The organism is Facklamia hominis CCUG 36813 (assembly GCF_000301035.1).
GTDB classification, from domain to species: domain Bacteria; phylum Bacillota; class Bacilli; order Lactobacillales; family Aerococcaceae; genus Facklamia; species Facklamia hominis.
In genome coordinates, this window is the sequence record NZ_JH932292.1 from 945071 (window position 1) to 962485 (window position 17415).

13 protein-coding genes are annotated in these 17415 nt (G+C 42.0%); 1 reads left to right on the forward strand and 12 read right to left on the reverse strand.

What is annotated here, in order from left to right:
- Nucleotides 1-48: 48 nt before the first annotated feature.
- Nucleotides 49-2217 carry a DNA helicase RecQ gene (gene recQ / locus HMPREF9706_RS04330; protein ID WP_006908170.1) on the forward strand — a complete coding sequence of 723 codons (2169 nt, stop codon included), beginning with the start codon at nucleotides 49-51 and terminating at the stop codon, nucleotides 2215-2217.
- A 67-nt stretch (nucleotides 2218-2284) separates the two neighbouring features.
- Here the strand turns inward: recQ and HMPREF9706_RS04335 are convergent, their stop codons facing one another.
- The 12 genes from HMPREF9706_RS04335 to HMPREF9706_RS04390 all read right to left on the reverse strand — a co-directional run bounded on the left by HMPREF9706_RS04335 (nucleotide 2285) and on the right by HMPREF9706_RS04390 (nucleotide 17383).
- The gene (locus HMPREF9706_RS04335) at nucleotides 2285-3163 is read right to left on the reverse strand and encodes a YitT family protein (RefSeq protein WP_006908171.1); all 879 of its coding nucleotides are present in this window, start codon (nucleotides 3161-3163) and stop codon (nucleotides 2285-2287) included.
- Nucleotides 3164-3316: 153 nt separating this feature from the next.
- On the reverse strand, nucleotides 3317-4339 hold the full coding sequence (locus HMPREF9706_RS04340; RefSeq protein ID WP_006908172.1) for a glycosyltransferase family 4 protein: 1023 nt from the start codon (nucleotides 4337-4339) through the stop codon (nucleotides 3317-3319).
- Nucleotides 4340-4536: 197 nt separating this feature from the next.
- Nucleotides 4537-5610, reverse strand: coding sequence for an LPXTG cell wall anchor domain-containing protein (locus HMPREF9706_RS04345; RefSeq protein WP_006908173.1), 1074 nt, complete (start codon nucleotides 5608-5610; stop codon nucleotides 4537-4539).
- A gap of 315 nt (nucleotides 5611-5925) precedes the next feature.
- Entirely contained in the window at nucleotides 5926-7356 is a 1431-nt protein-coding gene (gatB, locus tag HMPREF9706_RS04350) for an Asp-tRNA(Asn)/Glu-tRNA(Gln) amidotransferase subunit GatB (RefSeq protein WP_006908174.1), read from the reverse strand.
- A gap of 10 nt (nucleotides 7357-7366) precedes the next feature.
- Nucleotides 7367-8830, reverse strand: coding sequence for an Asp-tRNA(Asn)/Glu-tRNA(Gln) amidotransferase subunit GatA (gatA, locus tag HMPREF9706_RS04355; RefSeq protein WP_006908175.1), 1464 nt, complete (start codon nucleotides 8828-8830; stop codon nucleotides 7367-7369).
- Nucleotide 8831: 1 nt separating this feature from the next.
- Complete coding sequence (gene gatC, locus HMPREF9706_RS04360; protein ID WP_006908176.1) at nucleotides 8832-9131, reverse strand: Asp-tRNA(Asn)/Glu-tRNA(Gln) amidotransferase subunit GatC; 300 nt, start codon at nucleotides 9129-9131, stop codon at nucleotides 8832-8834.
- Between the two features lie 15 nt (nucleotides 9132-9146).
- Nucleotides 9147-10424, reverse strand: a complete 1278-nt coding sequence (locus tag HMPREF9706_RS04365) for a CamS family sex pheromone protein (protein ID WP_006908177.1) — start codon at nucleotides 10422-10424, stop codon at nucleotides 9147-9149.
- Nucleotides 10405-12432 carry an NAD-dependent DNA ligase LigA gene (gene ligA, locus HMPREF9706_RS04370; RefSeq protein WP_006908178.1) on the reverse strand — a complete coding sequence of 676 codons (2028 nt, stop codon included), beginning with the start codon at nucleotides 12430-12432 and terminating at the stop codon, nucleotides 10405-10407. The genes HMPREF9706_RS04365 and ligA overlap by 20 nt, the downstream gene beginning before the upstream one ends.
- Before the next feature lie 2 nt (nucleotides 12433-12434).
- Nucleotides 12435-14732: a DNA helicase PcrA gene (pcrA, locus tag HMPREF9706_RS04375; RefSeq protein WP_006908179.1), complete on the reverse strand. Its 2298-nt coding sequence runs from the start codon at nucleotides 14730-14732 to the stop codon at nucleotides 12435-12437.
- A 162-nt stretch (nucleotides 14733-14894) separates the two neighbouring features.
- Nucleotides 14895-16028 (reverse strand): ATP-grasp domain-containing protein, encoded by a 1134-nt coding sequence (locus HMPREF9706_RS04380; protein WP_006908180.1) that lies wholly within the window; start codon nucleotides 16026-16028, stop codon nucleotides 14895-14897.
- 105 nt (nucleotides 16029-16133) lie between these two features.
- Nucleotides 16134-16850, reverse strand: coding sequence for a glycoside hydrolase family 73 protein (locus HMPREF9706_RS04385; protein WP_006908181.1), 717 nt, complete (start codon nucleotides 16848-16850; stop codon nucleotides 16134-16136).
- 17 nt (nucleotides 16851-16867) lie between these two features.
- Entirely contained in the window at nucleotides 16868-17383 is a 516-nt protein-coding gene (locus tag HMPREF9706_RS04390) for a hypothetical protein (RefSeq protein WP_006908182.1), read from the reverse strand.
- Between the last annotated feature and the right edge of the window lie 32 nt (nucleotides 17384-17415).

A 17415-nucleotide genomic window follows, 5' to 3' on the forward strand; every position in this document is an offset into this window, starting at 1 on the left:
CTACCTTATCCATGGTAAACTAAGACTAAATGTATTAGGAGGTCATTTATGCAGATTCACCAAGCTCTAAGTCATTACTTTGGTTATTCATCCTTTCGAGAACCCCAAGAAGCGATTATCCAAGCCATCTTACACAAAAAAGACACCTTAGCGATTCTACCTACAGGAGGCGGTAAATCCTTATGTTACCAATTGCCCGCCATCCTGTTGCCAGGTTTAACAATCGTTATCTCCCCCTTAATCTCACTCATGAAGGACCAAGTCGACTCCCTAAGAGCCCAACAGATACCAGCCGCCTATCTGAATTCATCCTTAGATAGTCATAACTATCAAGAAATTCTAACAGCCGTTCATCAAAAACAAGTTAAACTCCTCTATGTGGCCCCTGAGCGTCTCTTACAACCAGGATTTATCGCTTTAATGAACCAAGTTCAACCCCAGCTGGTTGCCGTTGACGAAGCGCACTGCGTTTCTCAATGGGGGCATGATTTTCGGCCTTCCTATCGTCAGATTCGGGACTTTGTCCAAGCGCTTGATCATCGTCCTAGTCTTTCAGCTTTTACCGCTACGGCCTCCGAACTGGTACGCCAAGATATCTGTCAACAGCTCGATTTAAGAGATCCCCTAGTCTTTATCTCGTCATTCGATCGACCCAATATTCAGTTATCCATCCAAGAACCAGCCGATAAATTTACTGCACTTAAAGATCTCTTACCGAGTAAAGAGCCCTGTATCATCTACTGCTCTTCTCGTAAAGGAGTCGATCAGTTGGGAATAGCCCTACAAAAGGCCGGTTATCAAGCTGCTTGCTATCACGCTGGACTGAGTCACCAAGAACGGCAAAAAGCCCAAGATGACTTTCTTTTTGATCGCATCCAAATAATGGTCGCCACTAATGCTTTTGGTATGGGCATCGATAAAAGCGATGTCCGATTGGTAGTTCACTATAATATGCCCAAAGATATTGAAAACTACTACCAAGAAATCGGGCGGGCTGGACGCGATGGCTTAGCCTCTCAAGCGGTTCTTTTCTTTGCCAGCCGGGATATCCTAACCGCCAAATATTTTATTGAAGAAAGCCAAGACCAATATGCGAAAGACCGTTTGGAAGCGATGATTCGCTACGCCAGACATTCTGGCTGCCTACGTCAATATCTGCTTTCCTATTTTGGTCAAGAAGCCCCTGATCACTGTGGTAACTGCTCCTACTGTCTGGGTGAATTTAAGGTAAGAGACATGACTCGCGAGGGGCAAATGATTCTGTCTTGCCTAATCCGCATGAAGGCCCCTTATGGCATGACCCTTTTAGCGGAAGTCCTCAAAGGGAGCCAAAATCAAAAGATTCGCCAACATCATTTTGATCAACTCTCAACCTACGGTCTCTTAAAAGACCTGAGCTTGACTACAATCAAGCATCTCATTAGTCAAGTGATCGCCAGTAACTATCTCTTAGTCAACCGTCATCATGGATTAGAAATCAGCCCTAAGGCCCTGCGATTATTACAAGGGAAAGACCGGCTAGCTATTCGTGAGAATCTCATGGTCACATCTAATCGACTCCGCTACAATCACACTTCTAGCCAGGACGCTGTTCTCTATCCAGATCTCTATCAACTGCTTAAAGACTTACGTCTAAAGTTAGCACAGGAAGAGAATCTACCTGCCTACATTATTTTCAATAATGCCAGTCTGGTTGATATGACCAACCAATTACCTCTTAACGATCAAGAATTTCAACGGATAAATGGGGTTGGTCCTGTAAAAGCAGATAAATATGGCCAAGCTTTTCTTGATATCATTCAGACTTATTATCAGGATAAGGGACTGTCCTTAGATCAACGACAAGCCAATCTCCTTAAAAATCAAGCTCCAATCACCCATTATTATCAAAATGAGCAAGTTCCCATTGATACAGACTCCGTCTCCATCCAAAAGGTCGTTCTTAATCCAATGATCCTGGAAGACTATCCCGACCGAATGCCTAGTCACTTCCTTTGTGGACAACTGCTCGGCCAAGGTCTTTCCGTCCAGGCGATCGCTCATAAGCGCCACCTACGCCCCGAGCAAGTCCTTCAGCAACTCGAACGGTGTAAACAGGCTGGTTACCTACAAGAACTTCACTTAAAATTGAGCCCCCAGGTCCAGCAAGCACTAAAAAATGGAGACAGCTCTCAATTGGACCCCCTTGATCTGCGTCTCATTCAACTTAGCCAATGACAAAAAGACAGGTTTTGAAGATCTTTTATCCTCAAAACCTGTCTTTTATTCACCCATAAAAGCTCAATTAGGCATCTTCCTTAATCATCGCCTCCATAATGGCATCGTTCTCTTCTCGATTAAAAGTAAAACCTTCCCCATCTACCTGTTGAACAGCATTCACTGCCACAAAAGCCTTGGGGTCAATTTGGTGAATGATTTTTTCAACCGCAAATAATTGCCGCATCGAAACAACGATATAGAGGATTTGCTTATCATTCCTAGAATAGAAGCCCTTACCATTAAGAATCGTCACACCACGCTTCACTTGACTCATAACGGCTTGTCCTACCTCTTCATAATGGTCAGTGATAATCATAATGGCATGTTTTGGATTATAACCTGTAATCCAGAAATTCAAAATACGACTACAAATCAAAATCCCAATAATCGTGATGACTCCACGTTCGATCCCAATCGCAATAAAAAGTAAGAACACAATGATCCCATCACACATCAAGAGTGCATTGGAAACTGAAATCCCAAAATATTTATTGATGATCAGCGCAATGACATCGGTTCCCCCCGTCGAACCACCTCCGCGAATGACAATCCCCAAGCCAGAACCCATAATCACTCCTGTCACAATTGGTGCAATGAGCTTATTCTCTGGTAGGAATACGGGCGGCTTAATATAAGCTAAGAAGAAGGATAAGGCCCCAATGGAAACTAAGGTATAGAGAATCGTCTTAGTATCCAACAATTTCCAACCAACCACTAGGACGATCACATTCAATATGAAAGCTGTAATCGGAATATTCATATTAAATACATAGTGAAAAAATAAAGTCAGCCCCGTAATTCCCCCATCCCCTAATTCGTTTGGCAAGGAAACGAAATTAATCGAAAAGGCGACTAAGGCTGTTCCTAGTAAGGTCATAAATAAGGAAATGGCTACCTTCTTCATTGGCAATACCCCCAGATCAATAATATTAACGCTTACATTATATCAAATTCTTCCAATCATAAACTAGCCCTTAAAAATAAGGATTTTCTAATAAAAGGCTTTCAAAATGACAGCGTTTAGATAGACTTCTTATTTTTAAGGGCTGTTATTGACTTATTTATTTTTTACTAAAGATCGATAGTAGTCCAACCAGATCTTAGCTATCCGGTCTGGATGGTAATAATCCGCTCCTTGCTTGGCACGGTTCAATTGTTCCTGATAAAAGCTAGTATCACTCGCCAAACGATTCAAACAATCCGTCCAAGATGACACATCATTGGCTGCCAGATAATAGCCATCAATCACATCTCGATAAAGATCGAGATCGCGCACTAAAACTGGAGTATGCGCTGAAAAAGCTTCTAAAATCGACATCGGAAATAGCTCGTTGTAAGATGGCAAAAGAAAAACGTCCGCTAAATTATACCAATCATTCATTAATGGACGATCCACAATCCCTGTAAATCGCACGTTTGCAGGTGGATTATCATAAATTTTTTTGTAGTCTTCATAGCCATCGGTAATCCGCCCAAATGAAAAACCACCCACCCAAACAAAGAGCTTATCTGGGTTCATTTGTGCCAAGCGGATAAAGTCATCAATCCCCTTGCGCTTTTGTATCTGCCCTACTCCAAGAACCACAAATTGGTCCTGATCAATATCCTGTTCCAATCTGAAAGCTTTCTTAGCTGCTTCATCCTTGGGAAAAAATTCCTGGTCAGAGACAAAATTAGGAATATAAGTCACCTTATTAGGATCAATGCCATAAGCTGCAATCTCTGGTATAAAGCTCGGGTTGACTACAACCAACTGATCCATCTGCTTATAAAAGGCGATCACATATCGCTCCATTAATTTTTGTAAAGGCCCCAACAACTTAATCGACCCTGCCAAGGTATCCGGCAAAAAATGGACATAGCCCACCTTCACCCCCCGCTTCTTGGAAAAACTAGTCAAAAAATATTGCGGGTTAATTGTATGGTAATGAGAAATATCCGAGGGGGCGTAGTCATTAATTTGAATCATCAATTGTTCCTTAAGTCGTGTCTTCTGGAGTCGAATTAATTCGAGATAAGCAGATCCTACTCCTTGACCCTTGACTGAATCCGCCTTCGAAAAATGAGCAACCGTAAGCATACAAAAACTCCTTTATCCTAAGTAGATATCTTATTATAACATACACTCGCTTTGATCGATAAAAATAAAGAGTCGCTAGAAAGATGCTTCTTTCAGCGACTCTATTTATAAGCTATTCATAAAAACATAATTATCTTCAAATAACAAAAAAGGACCAAACCTTCAGGTTTGATCCTAAATATTATAAACTAAACGAATTAGTTTTCTTTTTTAGCTACAAATCCTAATCCTGCTAATGCAGATAATACTGCTGCTCCAGCGATTGCGAAAGTAGAAGCTTCACCTGTTTGAGGTAATTCAGCTTTCTTTTCATCTTTCTTAGCTGGTTTAGCTGCTGGTTTGTCAGCTGGTTTGTTAGTAGATTCTGTTTCAGTTGCTACTTCTTTTTGACCTTGTTTTTCTAATTTTTGATTAGTGTCTTGTAATTTACCTTCTACATTTTCTACTACAGATCCTTTAGTTCCTGCAATTTTTTCGTAAGTAGTAAATACATAGTATTTTCCATTTTCATACATAGGGAATGAACCTGGGAAAGCTTTCATTGCATCTTCATAAGAATCAAAAACATGTGTTAATTTTGGTAATTTATTTGTATAAACAATATACTTACCATCTTTAAACATTGGGTTAGCATCTTCTCCAAAAGCATCAACTGCTTCTGCTAATGTTTTAAATTCATATTGAAGACGAGGAGCTTGATCGGTAAATACATAGTATTTTCCATTTTCGTACATTGCTTTTTTATTTGGGAAAGCATTTACAGCATCTTCAGAAGAATTAAATACAAAAGTTTTTTGACCTTGAACATCTGTATAAACTACATAATCATTTGTTGATGGTTCATACATAACGAAAGCATTTGGATAAGCTTCAACAGCTTCTGCTAATGTCTTAAAGTGACGACCAACATTTTCAAATGCATTCTTTTGAGCACCCTTATCTAATTTAGCTTCAGTTCCAAATGGATCTTCTGCTTTAGTAGGAGCAATTGTTGTAGTAGTTGTAGATTCCTTAGATTTTTCTTCAGTTGTTGGTGCTACTGTTGTAGCTGGTGTATTATCAACTACATAGAATTGTCCATCTTCTTCAACAACAGCTAAAACTTCGTTTGCAGCTTTATTGTTATCAATCCAGTATTGAGCTGATTCTTTAGTAGAGAATACTGGTGCACCATTCAAAACATTTTTAGGAGCTGCTAATGCTGAAGCAGATCCAACTAATGTTAAAGCTACAGCTGAAGTTGCTACTAATTTAACTAATGATTTTTTCATAGTAAAAATCTCCTTTTTATTTTAAATTATTCGACGTATCAAGAGGTCTTATCTCAACCTCAATTGTATAGTACCAAAGATTTTTTAAAGTGTCAAGCAAATTTCTAAACTTCCTAAAGAAATCTTTAGAAATTCTTTAAATCTTCAAATTCTTTGATTCCATATATAGATTGACTAAGAATCTTGTCCATCGACAGTTATCATGGTATCAATTATTAAAGAAAAGGTAAAGATCTTTTATTTAACACTTATATTACAAAGGGGTTGCTGATCCATAACATCAGTAACCCCTTTTCATACAATCTCAGCGATTGCTTACATGGATTGTAACTTATCTAAAATTAATTGATTAACGACCTGTGGGTTAGCCTTGCCTCGCGTTTGCTTCATGACTTGTCCCACAAAGAAGCCTAAGGCACGGTCCTTACCATTCTTGTAATCTTCCACAGACTTTGGATCCCCTTCAATAATCGTATCAATCATTGGTTTAAGAACAGATGGGTCAGAGATCTGAGCTAGACCCTTTTCTTCCACGATCACTTCCGCGTCTCCGCCGTTTTGGGCCAAGTCCTTAAAGACCTGTTTAGCAATCTTGGAAGAAATAGTGCCATTATCGATCAATCGAATCATTTGAGCTAGATTATGAGGGTTCAGACCGGTCTCTTTTAAGCTAACTTGTTGAGCATTCAAGTAGGCAGAGACTTCCCCCATTAACCAGTTGGAGGCTTGCTTAGGATCGGCTCCCTCGGCAACAGTCGCATCAAAGAAGTCGGATAGATCCTTCTGTAGGGTCAAGACCATCGCATCATACTCTGGCAGATCGTAGTCCTTGGTATAACGTAGACGACGCTCTTCCGGCATTTCAGGCATGGAAGCACGAACTTGGTCCATCCATTCTTGCGAGATGGTCACGGGTGGAATATCGGGTTCTGGGAAGTAACGATAGTCCGCAGCCCCTTCTTTAACCCGCATCAAGATCGTTTTACCTGTCTTCTCATCGAAGCGACGAGTCTCTTGGAGAATCTTCCCACCAGAACGAAGGACTTGTGCTTGACGTTCTTCTTCATGGGCAAGCCCTCGACGAACATAGTTAAAGGAGTTCAGGTTCTTCAACTCGGTCTTCGTTCCAAAGGCTTCCTGACCATATGGGCGGATAGAGATGTTAGCATCACAGCGCAAAGATCCTTCTTCCATCTTCACATCTGAGACTCCAGTATACATGATCCGTTCTCTAAGAGCTTCCAAGTAGGCATACGCCTCTTCTGGCGACCGCATGTCTGCTTCTGAGACAATCTCAATCAATGGCGTTCCTTGACGATTCAAGTCAACATAGGAATAACCATCATCTGCGTGAGTATTCTTACCCGCATCTTCTTCTAAATGAATTCGTTCAATACCAATCCGACGTTTCTCTCCATCTACTTCAATATCGATGTGCCCATGTTGTCCGATCGGTTGATCGAGTTGAGAGATTTGATAAGCAGCTGGATTATCTGGATAGAAGTAATTCTTTCGATCGAACTTCATCCACTCAGCCACCTCACAATTAAGCGCCATCGCAGCTTTCATCCCGAATTCCACCACTTGACGATTCAAAGTAGGTAAGGCTCCCGGATAGCCCCAATCTTTTTCATTCGTATTCGCATTGGGTTGGCTTCCAAAGAGGACTGGGGATGAGGAAAAGATTTTGGACTTAGTTTTTAATTCAACGTGGACTTCGAGTCCAATAACTGTTTCAAAGTTCATCAGTTACCTCCTATAATTTGGGTTCTAGGTCAAGATAGTCATGCCCTTGTTCAAAGGCGTAAGCTACTTGATAGAGTAGGGCTTCGCTCAAGTTTGGTCCGGTAAGGGCCATCCCAATTGGGAGTCCCCCTTCATCAAAACCAGCTGGAATCGCTAGACTTGGAATTCCTGCTAAATTAATCGGAACCGTTAATAAGTCTGCCACATACATTTCCAACGGATCCGATTGGCGTTCACCAATCTTATAGGCCGTGGAGGTGGTGACTGGTCCCATGATTAAATCATACTCTTCAAAGACGCGTTCAAAATCTTGGCGAATTAAAGTCCGAACCTTGGCCGCCTTGCCATAGAAGGCATCATAGGCTCCGGCCGATAAGGAGAAAGTCCCCAACATGATCCGACGTTTAACTTCCGCCCCAAAGCCTTGAGAACGTGACTTGACATAGATATCTTCTAGATTGTGAACATCTTCTGCACGATAACCATAGCGAATTCCATCAAAACGTTGTAGGTTCGATGAGGCTTCCGCTGAAGAGATAATATAATAGGCATTAATACCATATTGCGAGTGAGGCAGTGAGACCTCTTCCACAATCGCACCCTGTGACTTAAAGTAGTCTGCAGCTTTATCCATAGCCTGACGAACCTCTGGTTGAATCGCATCGGATAAGTATTCCTTCGGATAAGCAATCTTCAATCCCTTAATGGATTGACCAATTTTAGCCGAAAAATCCAAATTGTCATCATCTAAGGTGGTGGAGTCATGCGCATCAAGTCCCGCAATAACCTGTAATAGAAGGGCATTATCTTCCACCGTCAAAGTCATCGGGCCAATTTGGTCGAGACTCGACGCAAAAGCAATCAGACCATAACGAGAAACGCGACCATAGGACGGCTTCATACCAACGATCCCTGTATAAGCAGCCGGTTGTCTCACCGAACCACCTGTATCCGATCCTAATGAAGCGGGCACTTGTCTAGCAGCAACCGCGGAAGCAGATCCACCCGACGATCCTCCTGGTACACGTTCTAAATCCCAAGGATTACGACTGGTCTTAAAGTAAGAATTCTCCGTGGATCCTCCCATCGCAAATTCATCTAGGTTCACCTTACCCACAATAATTGCTCCGGCTTCCTTAAGCTTGGTAATTACATGCGCATCGTAAGTTGGAATAAAATCTTCGAGCATTTTTGAAGCAGCAGTCGTTGCAAATCCTTGGGTTACAATATTATCCTTAATCGCTAAGGGAATCCCATTTAAGATAGGACTATCTTCTCCATAACCACGCTCATCCGCTGCTTTAGCAGCTTCTAAGGCAGCTTCTTTATGATTTTGATAATTAATAAAGGATTGAACTTGGTCTTCTTTAGCTTCGATCGCTTGATAAGTATGTTGGATTAGCTCCACCGCTGTAAAATCGCCGGCCTTCAATCCAGCCTTCAATCCTGTAATCGTTGTTGGATAAGTCGTCATTCTAAGCTCCCTCCCCATCATCTAAAATCGCTGGCACTTGAATATACCCGTCTTTGCTAGTAGGGGCATTATCCAGTAAGGCTTGATAATGATCATTTTCGACCGGCTGATCTTCACGGTAGACATTCATCCGTTGATTGCCATGATAGGTCGATTCGACAGCTTCCGTATCTACTTCAACCAAGTGCTCTACCATATCCACCAAACTTTGCATTCTTGGTGTCAATTCATCAAGTTCTTGTTCATCAAAGCTCAACTTAGCTAATTGAGCCACATGTTCTAATTCTTCACGTGTTATCATGCGTTTCCTCCCTTATTATTGTCTAAAGATATAAGACTGATAATCTGCCTGCTGGGCCTTTTTGCCAACATAAGCTTCTGTTCCCACATTGGATGAGATCTTAATCTCAGTTTCAACATCGGTCGGTAGATACCTTCGGGCCATGTCATAGACATGCTGTGTTAAAGCTGCAATCTCGGTCTGTTGATAGAATTGGGTCACAATCTCGATATCCAAAGTTTTTAATTGATCATCAACATAAAGAACCTTGGCTGAGACACCATTCAAATTAGGGAAAAGATCTCGAACCCCCTTGGAGAAGTTGTCAAAGTATGCATACTGCTCTCCTTCAACCCCACCGTCCAATAAAGGAAGGGAAAGACGATACTCATTGCGGTCACTCCAATCGGATACCGCATTACCCTCACGGGATATACCGTCTGAGATATAAGTACCCCCAACAATCTCGTCTGCAGGAGCCTGTCGATAAATACCGACGACAATCGGAATCGATCGCAATTCTTCAGTTGCCCGCAAACGACCCACAATAATATTAGCATAGGCACGACCGCGTTCTCGCATTTCTCCTACGGAGATCTCTTGTTTGTAGACTACACCGGCTGGATCCGTATATTCATAGGTTGAATTCATCGACAGGCCTAGCACAATACCGGCCAATTGATAACCATCCTCTCCCTCAACCAGAATGTTTTTTTCCATAATTTGCGAAAGATAAATGGGCGTCGATTCCACTTGAGGAGATCCTTCATCAACGGCTCCTGCTTCTTTTTCCCCAGCTTCTACCGGATTACCATTCTGATCAACAATAACTTCCTCTCCAGCTTCATTAACCGAAACCTCGGTCGATTCCTGAGATTCTTGAGTAGTAGTGGTTTCTTCCTTATCTGGTCCAACAGCTGCAGGATTAAGTCCGTCCGGATTTTCATCTGATTCACGACTAACCCATGAAGTTAGGGTGTCCGCATCAATTAACTGCCCCTCTTGAAGATAGTACTGGTCCGTCGGAAAGACTTCTTGTGACAATCTTAAGAGCCCATCCTCAAAGGCAAAGGCATTACCCGTTGAAGAGAGATTATAGTCCACTGAAGCGGCCGTTCCTAAATGATACTGGCCATCTGTAATGACAGCGCGGTAATGATCCGGGCTCAAACGACTGGAAGTCACTTGAGCTGTTACTTTATTAGCGGGTTGATTGGCACTCGTTTTTTCTTCCTGATCAAGATTATTCAAACATCCTGATAAAAGCGAGACCAGGACCAACAAGGTCAAATATTTATTGGCTTTCTTCTTCATAGTTTACTCCACTTTCTGCTAATTTTGCGATAAAGTGCGCTTCATCCATAGTATCCACTCCCAATTGCAAGGCCTTATCATACTTAGACCCAGGAGAATCCCCATAGATAACGCAGTCTGTCTGCTTAGAGACAGAACTAGTGACTTGACCGCCTAAGTGTTCGATCAAGTCTTTGGCTTCCTTTCGACTATAGTAACTCAAAGAACCCGTTAAGACAATGCGTTTCCCTTGCCAAAATTCTTTGTCCACTTGAGCAAACTCAGCCGATTGGTCTAGATAGGTCATATTGACCCCCGCCTGCTTCAAAGATGCTAGTAATTTTTGGGAATCTTCTTGTCCAAAATAATGATGGATTGAGGAAGCGATCATTGGTCCAACCCCCTCAATGCTAGTTAATTCTTCCAAGCTAGCCGCCATAAAGGCTTCCATTGTCTTGAAGGATCGCGCCAATACTTGTGCGACTTTGGCTCCAACATGCCGAATACCTAAAGCAAAGATTAAGCGTTCCAAAGAGTTTGACTTAGAAGCTTGAATCGCTCGAGTATAATTTTGAGCAGATTTTTCTTTGACTTTATCCAATGTTAAGAAATCAGCTTCATCTAAATAGTATAGGTCGGCCACATTATGTATCAATCCCTTTTCCAATAGGACAGCAACTACCTTTTCACCCAGGCCCTCAATATTCATCGCTTGTCTGGAAACAAAATGCGTTGCTAAGGCCAAGACTTGAGCGGGACAGTTCGGATTCATGCATCTTAGTGCAACTTCACCATCCGGACGCTCTAAGGAGCTTTGACAATCTGGACAGTGATTTGGAATCTCTAAAGGTTTTGAGTCGCTCGGTCGCTGATCCAATAGCACTTTTGATATTTCTGGGATGATATCCCCTGCCTTATGAATCAATACTTGATCCTTCAAGCGAATATCAAGCGCTTGGATCAAATCGATGTTATGAAGGCTGGCACGTTGAACAGTTGTCCCTGCTAATTGAACTGGCTCCATGACTGCAGTAGGTGTGACCACCCCTGTTCGTCCAACCGTCCATTCAACCGCTAGGATCGTTGTTTGAGCCACTTCTGCTGGAAACTTATAAGCAATCGCCCAACGAGGTGCTTTTACCGTATAGCCCAATTTAGACTGGGTGGCCATTTGATTCACTTTGACTACCACCCCATCAATCTCATAGGGTAAATCATGGCGCTTTTGTCCAATTTCTTGAATATAGGACCAGACTTGGTCCAAATTATGACATTCACGGCGCAAATGGTTATTACGCAGCCCTAACTCTTCCAAAGTCTCAAATAAACCCGCCTGGGTTTGAATAGCCAGACTTTCAGGATCTGCTACCCCATACATAAAAACCGAAAGCTGACGGTGTCTAGCCACCTTAGGATCCAACTGTCTCAAGGCGCCCGCTGCTGCATTGCGCGGATTAGCTAGGGGAATCTTCCCTGCTTCTTCGCGCTCCTTATTCAAGGCTAGGAAGCGTTCTTTAGGTAGATAGGCTTCGCCGCGAAACTCTCCAGAAACAGCTTTTCTTAATTTGAGAGGAATCGCCGAGATGGTGCGCAGGTTTTGGGTGATATCTTCACCCACTTGGCCATCTCCCCGGCTGGCACCACGGACAAATTGTCCGTTTTCATAAGTCAAGGCCACGGCTAATCCGTCAATCTTACATTCACATAAATAGGTCACCGAGTCTGTCGTCTGATTTTCCACCCGTTGAATAAAGGATGCTAGATCTTCCCGATTAAAAGCATTCGTCAGGGAGTATAAGGGAGTCGCATGCTCAACTTTTTGAAAACCATCCAGTAGTTGATCTCCTACTCGTTGACTGGGCGAATCCATGGTCACCCACTCGGGATGGTCTTTTTCGATGGCTAATAGTTCTTGATAAAGCTGATCATATTCCGCATCAGAAATTAGTGACTCATCCAACACATAATAATGGTAGGCATAGCGATTCAGATCTTCTTTGAGTTGATTTAATCGTTGTTCTAAAGTCATAGCTATTTTTCACCTTCATCTTGATGCTTTTCAATAGGTGCCAAACTGGCAAGTAGTTGCTTAATCCCCTGATCAGGAAAGGCAATATGTAAGGTCGTATCTGACTTACTAGGACTAACCTGGATGACCGTTCCTACACCCCAGACTCGGTGATCTACCTTATCACCCACTTGCCAATCGATAATCGGATTTTGGGCTAGTCTTGACCTTTTTTGAGTTTTGGCAACCGGTCGTCTTGCACTCAATTTCACCCGTTGGCTCGCTTTTTGGCCATCATTAGCGGAATGATGAATCCGGCTACTTACAAAATTCCTAGTTTTCGATTCCACAAGATCCGCATCCACTTCGTCCACGAAGCGTGACAACTTGTTTTGTTGAAGACGGCCATAGAGCATCCGGCGCCTGCAAGCACTCAAGTAAAGCTTCTCCTCGGCTCGAGTCATACCAACATAGGCGAGGCGACGCTCTTCTTCCATCTCGTCGAGATTCTCAAAGGCTCGATAACTTGGAAAGATTCCTTCTTCCATTCCAACCACAAAAACCACTGGAAATTCGAGTCCCTTGGCGGCATGGAGCGTCATCAAAGTTACAACCGATTCATCCGAATCCCTTTGGCTTTCTTGGTCTGTAGATAAAGAGACCTGCCCTAGGAACAGCGTTAAGCCCGACAAGTCCTCTTCACTGCCTGCTTGAACTAAATCCGGGTCTGTTTCTCCCAAATCCTTGAGGTCGCTTTGGTCAAATTCTTGCGTGACCGATTTTAGTTCATCAATATTTTCAAGTCTTGCCTGGCTTTCTAGGTCATTCTGATCCAGAAGAGCTTGACGATATCCCGTCACTTCTAAAACTTCTTCTAATAATTCAGTCATTGAAAGATACTTTGCCTGTTCATGTAGACGGTCGATCATCACACTGAAATCCTGAAATTTTTTCTTAACCGAAGCAGATAGATTCGACGCGTTGACTTGTTGAGCCGCTTGGAAATTCGATAAATTCAAGCTCGCCGCAAAATCTTGCAATTTACTAACACTGCTGGCCCCAATTCCTCGCTTAGGTTCATTAATAATTCGATTAAAACTTAAATCGTCCTTAGGATTATCTACTAACCGCAGGTAAGCCAAAACATCTTGAATTTCTTTTCGAGCATAGAAGCGTACCCCTCCTACCACCTGGTAGGGGATGTTAGCCTTCAAAAACTGATCTTCCAAAGATCGGGATTGAGCCTGCGTACGGTAAAGAACCGCAAAATCTGAATTCTGGCGTCGGTGCAAGTCCTTCTCGGTCAGGATCTCTTGAATCACAAAGCCTGCCTCTTCCAAATCTGAATCTGCTTCATAATAGACAATCTTATCTCCAGCTTCCTTATTCGACCACAATTCCTTGGCTTTACGATTCACATTATTCTTAATCACACTGTTAGCTGCCTTAAGAATGGTGGGCGTCGAACGATAATTTTGCTCCAACAAAATTGATTTTGCCCGAGGGAAATCCTGTTCAAAATTCAAAATATTGGTCATATCTGCTCCACGCCAGCCATAAATGGATTGGTCGGCATCACCTACGACACAAATATTTTGAGCTTCATTCACTAAAAGCTGGACCAATTGATATTGCGTCTGATTGGTATCTTGATACTCATCAACATGTATATAATCAAATTTATTCTGATAGAATTGCCGCACATAAGGTTGCTCTTCGAATAACTGCACCGTATTCAAGATTAAGTCATTAAAGTCCATCGCATTGGCTGCTTTCAAATTCTTTTGATAACAATGATAGATCTCAGCTTGCTTAATGGCTTGTGGATACTTGGCATCCGCTTTAACTTGTTCCGGAGTCAACCCTTGATTCTTAGCTTGATCAATCAGGTACAGCATTTCTTTTTCTGGGAAGAACTGACTGCTAAGGTTTAACTCTTTTAAGACCCGTTTCATTAAGGTCTTTTGTTCCGATTGATCCACAATCGAAAAATTATTCGTATATCCTAGTAAATGAGCTTGTTGACGTAATATCCGAACACATAAAGCGTGGAAGGTAGATACCCAAATTGAAGTGCTAGCCTCACCCACTAATTGATGAAGTCGCTCCTTCATCTCATTAGCGGCTTTATTCGTAAAGGTAATAGCCAAAATATGCCAGGGCTTCACCCCTAACTCTTCAATTAAGTACGCGATTCGATGCGTCAAAACTCTGGTCTTCCCAGATCCTGCTCCAGCAGCAATAAGCACTGGCCCTTGTGTGGTTAATACGGCCTCACGTTGTTTATCGTTCAATCCTTGTAATGCTTCCTTTAATGTCACTTAACCACTCCCTTCTATTCATACGGCATCGGTTCTATTATAACAAAAATGTTCCCCTCCGGATATGTTAAAGAAAAAGTCCTCCGACCTTATCCATAACCATTAAAAAACCTGGTCCCTTTGACAAGACCAGGTTATAATGAGTCTCACTTTAAATCAAAGCTATGCATGATAAAGATTCGTAATTGTAATCTGTTGGTCACAGTCAGATAAATCTTCCCCAGTCACGACCACTAATCCTTCGAGTAAGTTAACGGACTTTTGGGGCTGATTCAAAAATACAAAGTCCCAATCCGTTCGGGTCATATACTGAATCATGACCTTTTCGATATTTAAGGCGGCGATCGGCAAAGCGATAGCTGCTGGTACTTGAGACTCTAACTTACAAAGCGGCAAGCCCACCAAAGCCCTGCAAGTAGCCTCGTCCATTGGCATTGACATGACTTTATGAGTAAACATGCCTGCTGCTTTAAGACCTAGAGAGGCATGATTAACATAAATCACCCCTGCGGATGTCATAAAATATTCAATGTTGATCGCTCCAACAACTGCTAATGATTGTGCAATCGATCGGCCAATGCGTTCGATCTCATCTTGAACCGATTCACTCACCGTGGCCGGATAGCGAACTTGCCGTCCAATCAAATCCCCTTTATCCACTACTTCAAAACCAGGATAAACCATCTGTTGTCCAGCTTCATTCTGAACAATCGTCAGTGTGACCTTCTTTTCGACAGGAATCCAAGCTTCTAGGATACAAGTTCCTTGATCTAACAACTTAGTAACTTGCGTCAAATCCTCTTCATTAAATAAAATAACTTGATCACTTTTGATCCCAAGATTACGTTGGGCAGATTTTAACACACAGGGATAACCAATATATTCAACCGCTTCTAGAATGTCTTCCAAGTTGGTCACCATCGAAAAAGGTGGCACGAGATGTTTATTGGAATCCAGATAAGCCTTCTCAATTAATCGATCAGTCGATATAGCAATTAAATCATCCTTTAAAGGTAGATAAGTCACCTGAGATAAAAGGCGAAAATCCCGATTGGACAATAGACCCGGCTCGATATAGACAAGATCCACCTGTTCACCAAAGGCTAAAAGTTCTTCCGTCGAATAGGAATCAACCACCTTTTGCCAAGAAGCAAATTGTCTCACACCATTCCAAGCTTGGGTCACCAAAGATCCCACATGATAGCCAAGTCGGCCTGCCTCTTGAGCTAACAAGGCCGATGAATGCCCAGATCCAATAATTCCAATGCAAGTCCCTGGATAAAATCGATGCACCATAAAACTCTCCTCACTTCAAGTCCCCATATTATCATCGGAAGACTTTCATCCTTTGTAATCTTTCTTACCACATGCTTAAACAGTCATGAATTGACAAATAATCTATTAATGGGTCATAGGTTGGTCATATTGATTCAGCTGCCAGTCTTCAATCATTCGGATAATCTTATCAGCATAATCCGGATCCGTCGCATAACCAGATGATTGGAGGCCCCGTGCTTGTTCTTGATAATTCTGTCCTGCTAAAACCGATGCATATTGTTGAGGATTCCAGGAAGTTCCATTCACGATCAAGCGAGCATGCTCACGCATCGACTCTTCCCAAGAATTATAGTGCTTGAAAGCATCCATAATCTCAACCCATTCCCCATTCTGAAACTCTAGCGTCGGATAGAGTGCCTTATTAGGATCAGATGGGTCCGTTTTAACACCATATAAATTATAATCCTGACTTGCTAATTGACTCCGGCCAAAATCGGACTCTAGCATCGCTTGAGCTAATGAGACCGATGCCAAGACCCCATATTCCCGCTGCAAAGATTGAGCAGTTGGAACCAAACGTTTTACAAAGTCTTTCTTCTGAGCTAACTCTTCTTGCCTAGCCGTCTCTTCTTCATTTAATTCTATCGAATGATTCAAATAGCGAAAAACCAGAGCAAATAACAAGGCAAATAGAATAAATAGGAAAACAACTATACATCCCATTTTTTGGAAAAAATTAGCTGAAAAGTGTTTCCATTGTCTTTTAATTCGCCGCCATTTTGGAGAACGGCGAACGCTCTTTTTTGTTTTTTTAGGTCGCTGACTCTTTTTCTTGGCCAAGCTTTCACCACGCTCTCTTATTTTCCATCCTTCAATTGGCCAGTCTGATCATCAAACCATTGTAGTAATTTTACCTCATCCGTTTCAATTTGTGATCGGACAACTCCGGGAAGTCTAATTTCAATAATATCATTGTACCCCCAAAAATTATAGTCCGCAATTAATTGCAAAATCATTGTGTTAGCTTGATGACTTTTAGATTCACTTTGATGCCATTCCATTCGTACCATACCATGGTTTACCCATGTTTTAGCGATTTGATATTTCAAATAGAGGTATTCACCCACCGGATTTAACTTAATCTCTGAAATAATCTCTGCGTTACGAACCACTTTTTGAACTAACATCCATTCATAATCCGTAAATAAGGTTGAAATAATCTGAATATTTTCAAATTTTAGTCCTTGCTCACCCTTCTTCCATCGATCCCAAGACTGAGGGCTGATACCCAATTTCTCACTATAAAAAGCCTTTTCTGTTTGATATTTTTCTCTGACAGTATACACTACGATATCGACAAGTACTGGACTCATTGTAATTCCCCCTTTTCTTAATCATACACCTA

What these genes read in the sequence shown, in the direction of transcription:
- gatB (WP_006908174.1), bottom strand. Translation starts at nt 7,356, where the DNA reads ATGAACTTTGAAACAGTTATTGGACTCGAAGTCCACGTTGAATTAAAA.
- HMPREF9706_RS04340 (WP_006908172.1), bottom strand. Translation starts at nt 4,339, where the DNA reads ATGCTTACGGTTGCTCATTTTTCGAAGGCGGATTCAGTCAAGGGTCAA.
- HMPREF9706_RS04345 (WP_006908173.1), bottom strand. Translation starts at nt 5,610, where the DNA reads ATGAAAAAATCATTAGTTAAATTAGTAGCAACTTCAGCTGTAGCTTTA.
- HMPREF9706_RS04335 (WP_006908171.1), bottom strand. Translation starts at nt 3,163, where the DNA reads ATGAAGAAGGTAGCCATTTCCTTATTTATGACCTTACTAGGAACAGCC.
- HMPREF9706_RS04390 (WP_006908182.1), bottom strand. Translation starts at nt 17,383, where the DNA reads ATGAGTCCAGTACTTGTCGATATCGTAGTGTATACTGTCAGAGAAAAA.
- gatC (WP_006908176.1), bottom strand. Translation starts at nt 9,131, where the DNA reads ATGATAACACGTGAAGAATTAGAACATGTGGCTCAATTAGCTAAGTTG.
- recQ (WP_006908170.1), top strand. Translation starts at nt 49, where the DNA reads ATGCAGATTCACCAAGCTCTAAGTCATTACTTTGGTTATTCATCCTTT.
- gatA (WP_006908175.1), bottom strand. Translation starts at nt 8,830, where the DNA reads ATGACGACTTATCCAACAACGATTACAGGATTGAAGGCTGGATTGAAG.
- HMPREF9706_RS04365 (WP_006908177.1), bottom strand. Translation starts at nt 10,424, where the DNA reads ATGAAGAAGAAAGCCAATAAATATTTGACCTTGTTGGTCCTGGTCTCG.
- ligA (WP_006908178.1), bottom strand. Translation starts at nt 12,432, where the DNA reads ATGACTTTAGAACAACGATTAAATCAACTCAAAGAAGATCTGAATCGC.
- HMPREF9706_RS04380 (WP_006908180.1), bottom strand. Translation starts at nt 16,028, where the DNA reads ATGGTGCATCGATTTTATCCAGGGACTTGCATTGGAATTATTGGATCT.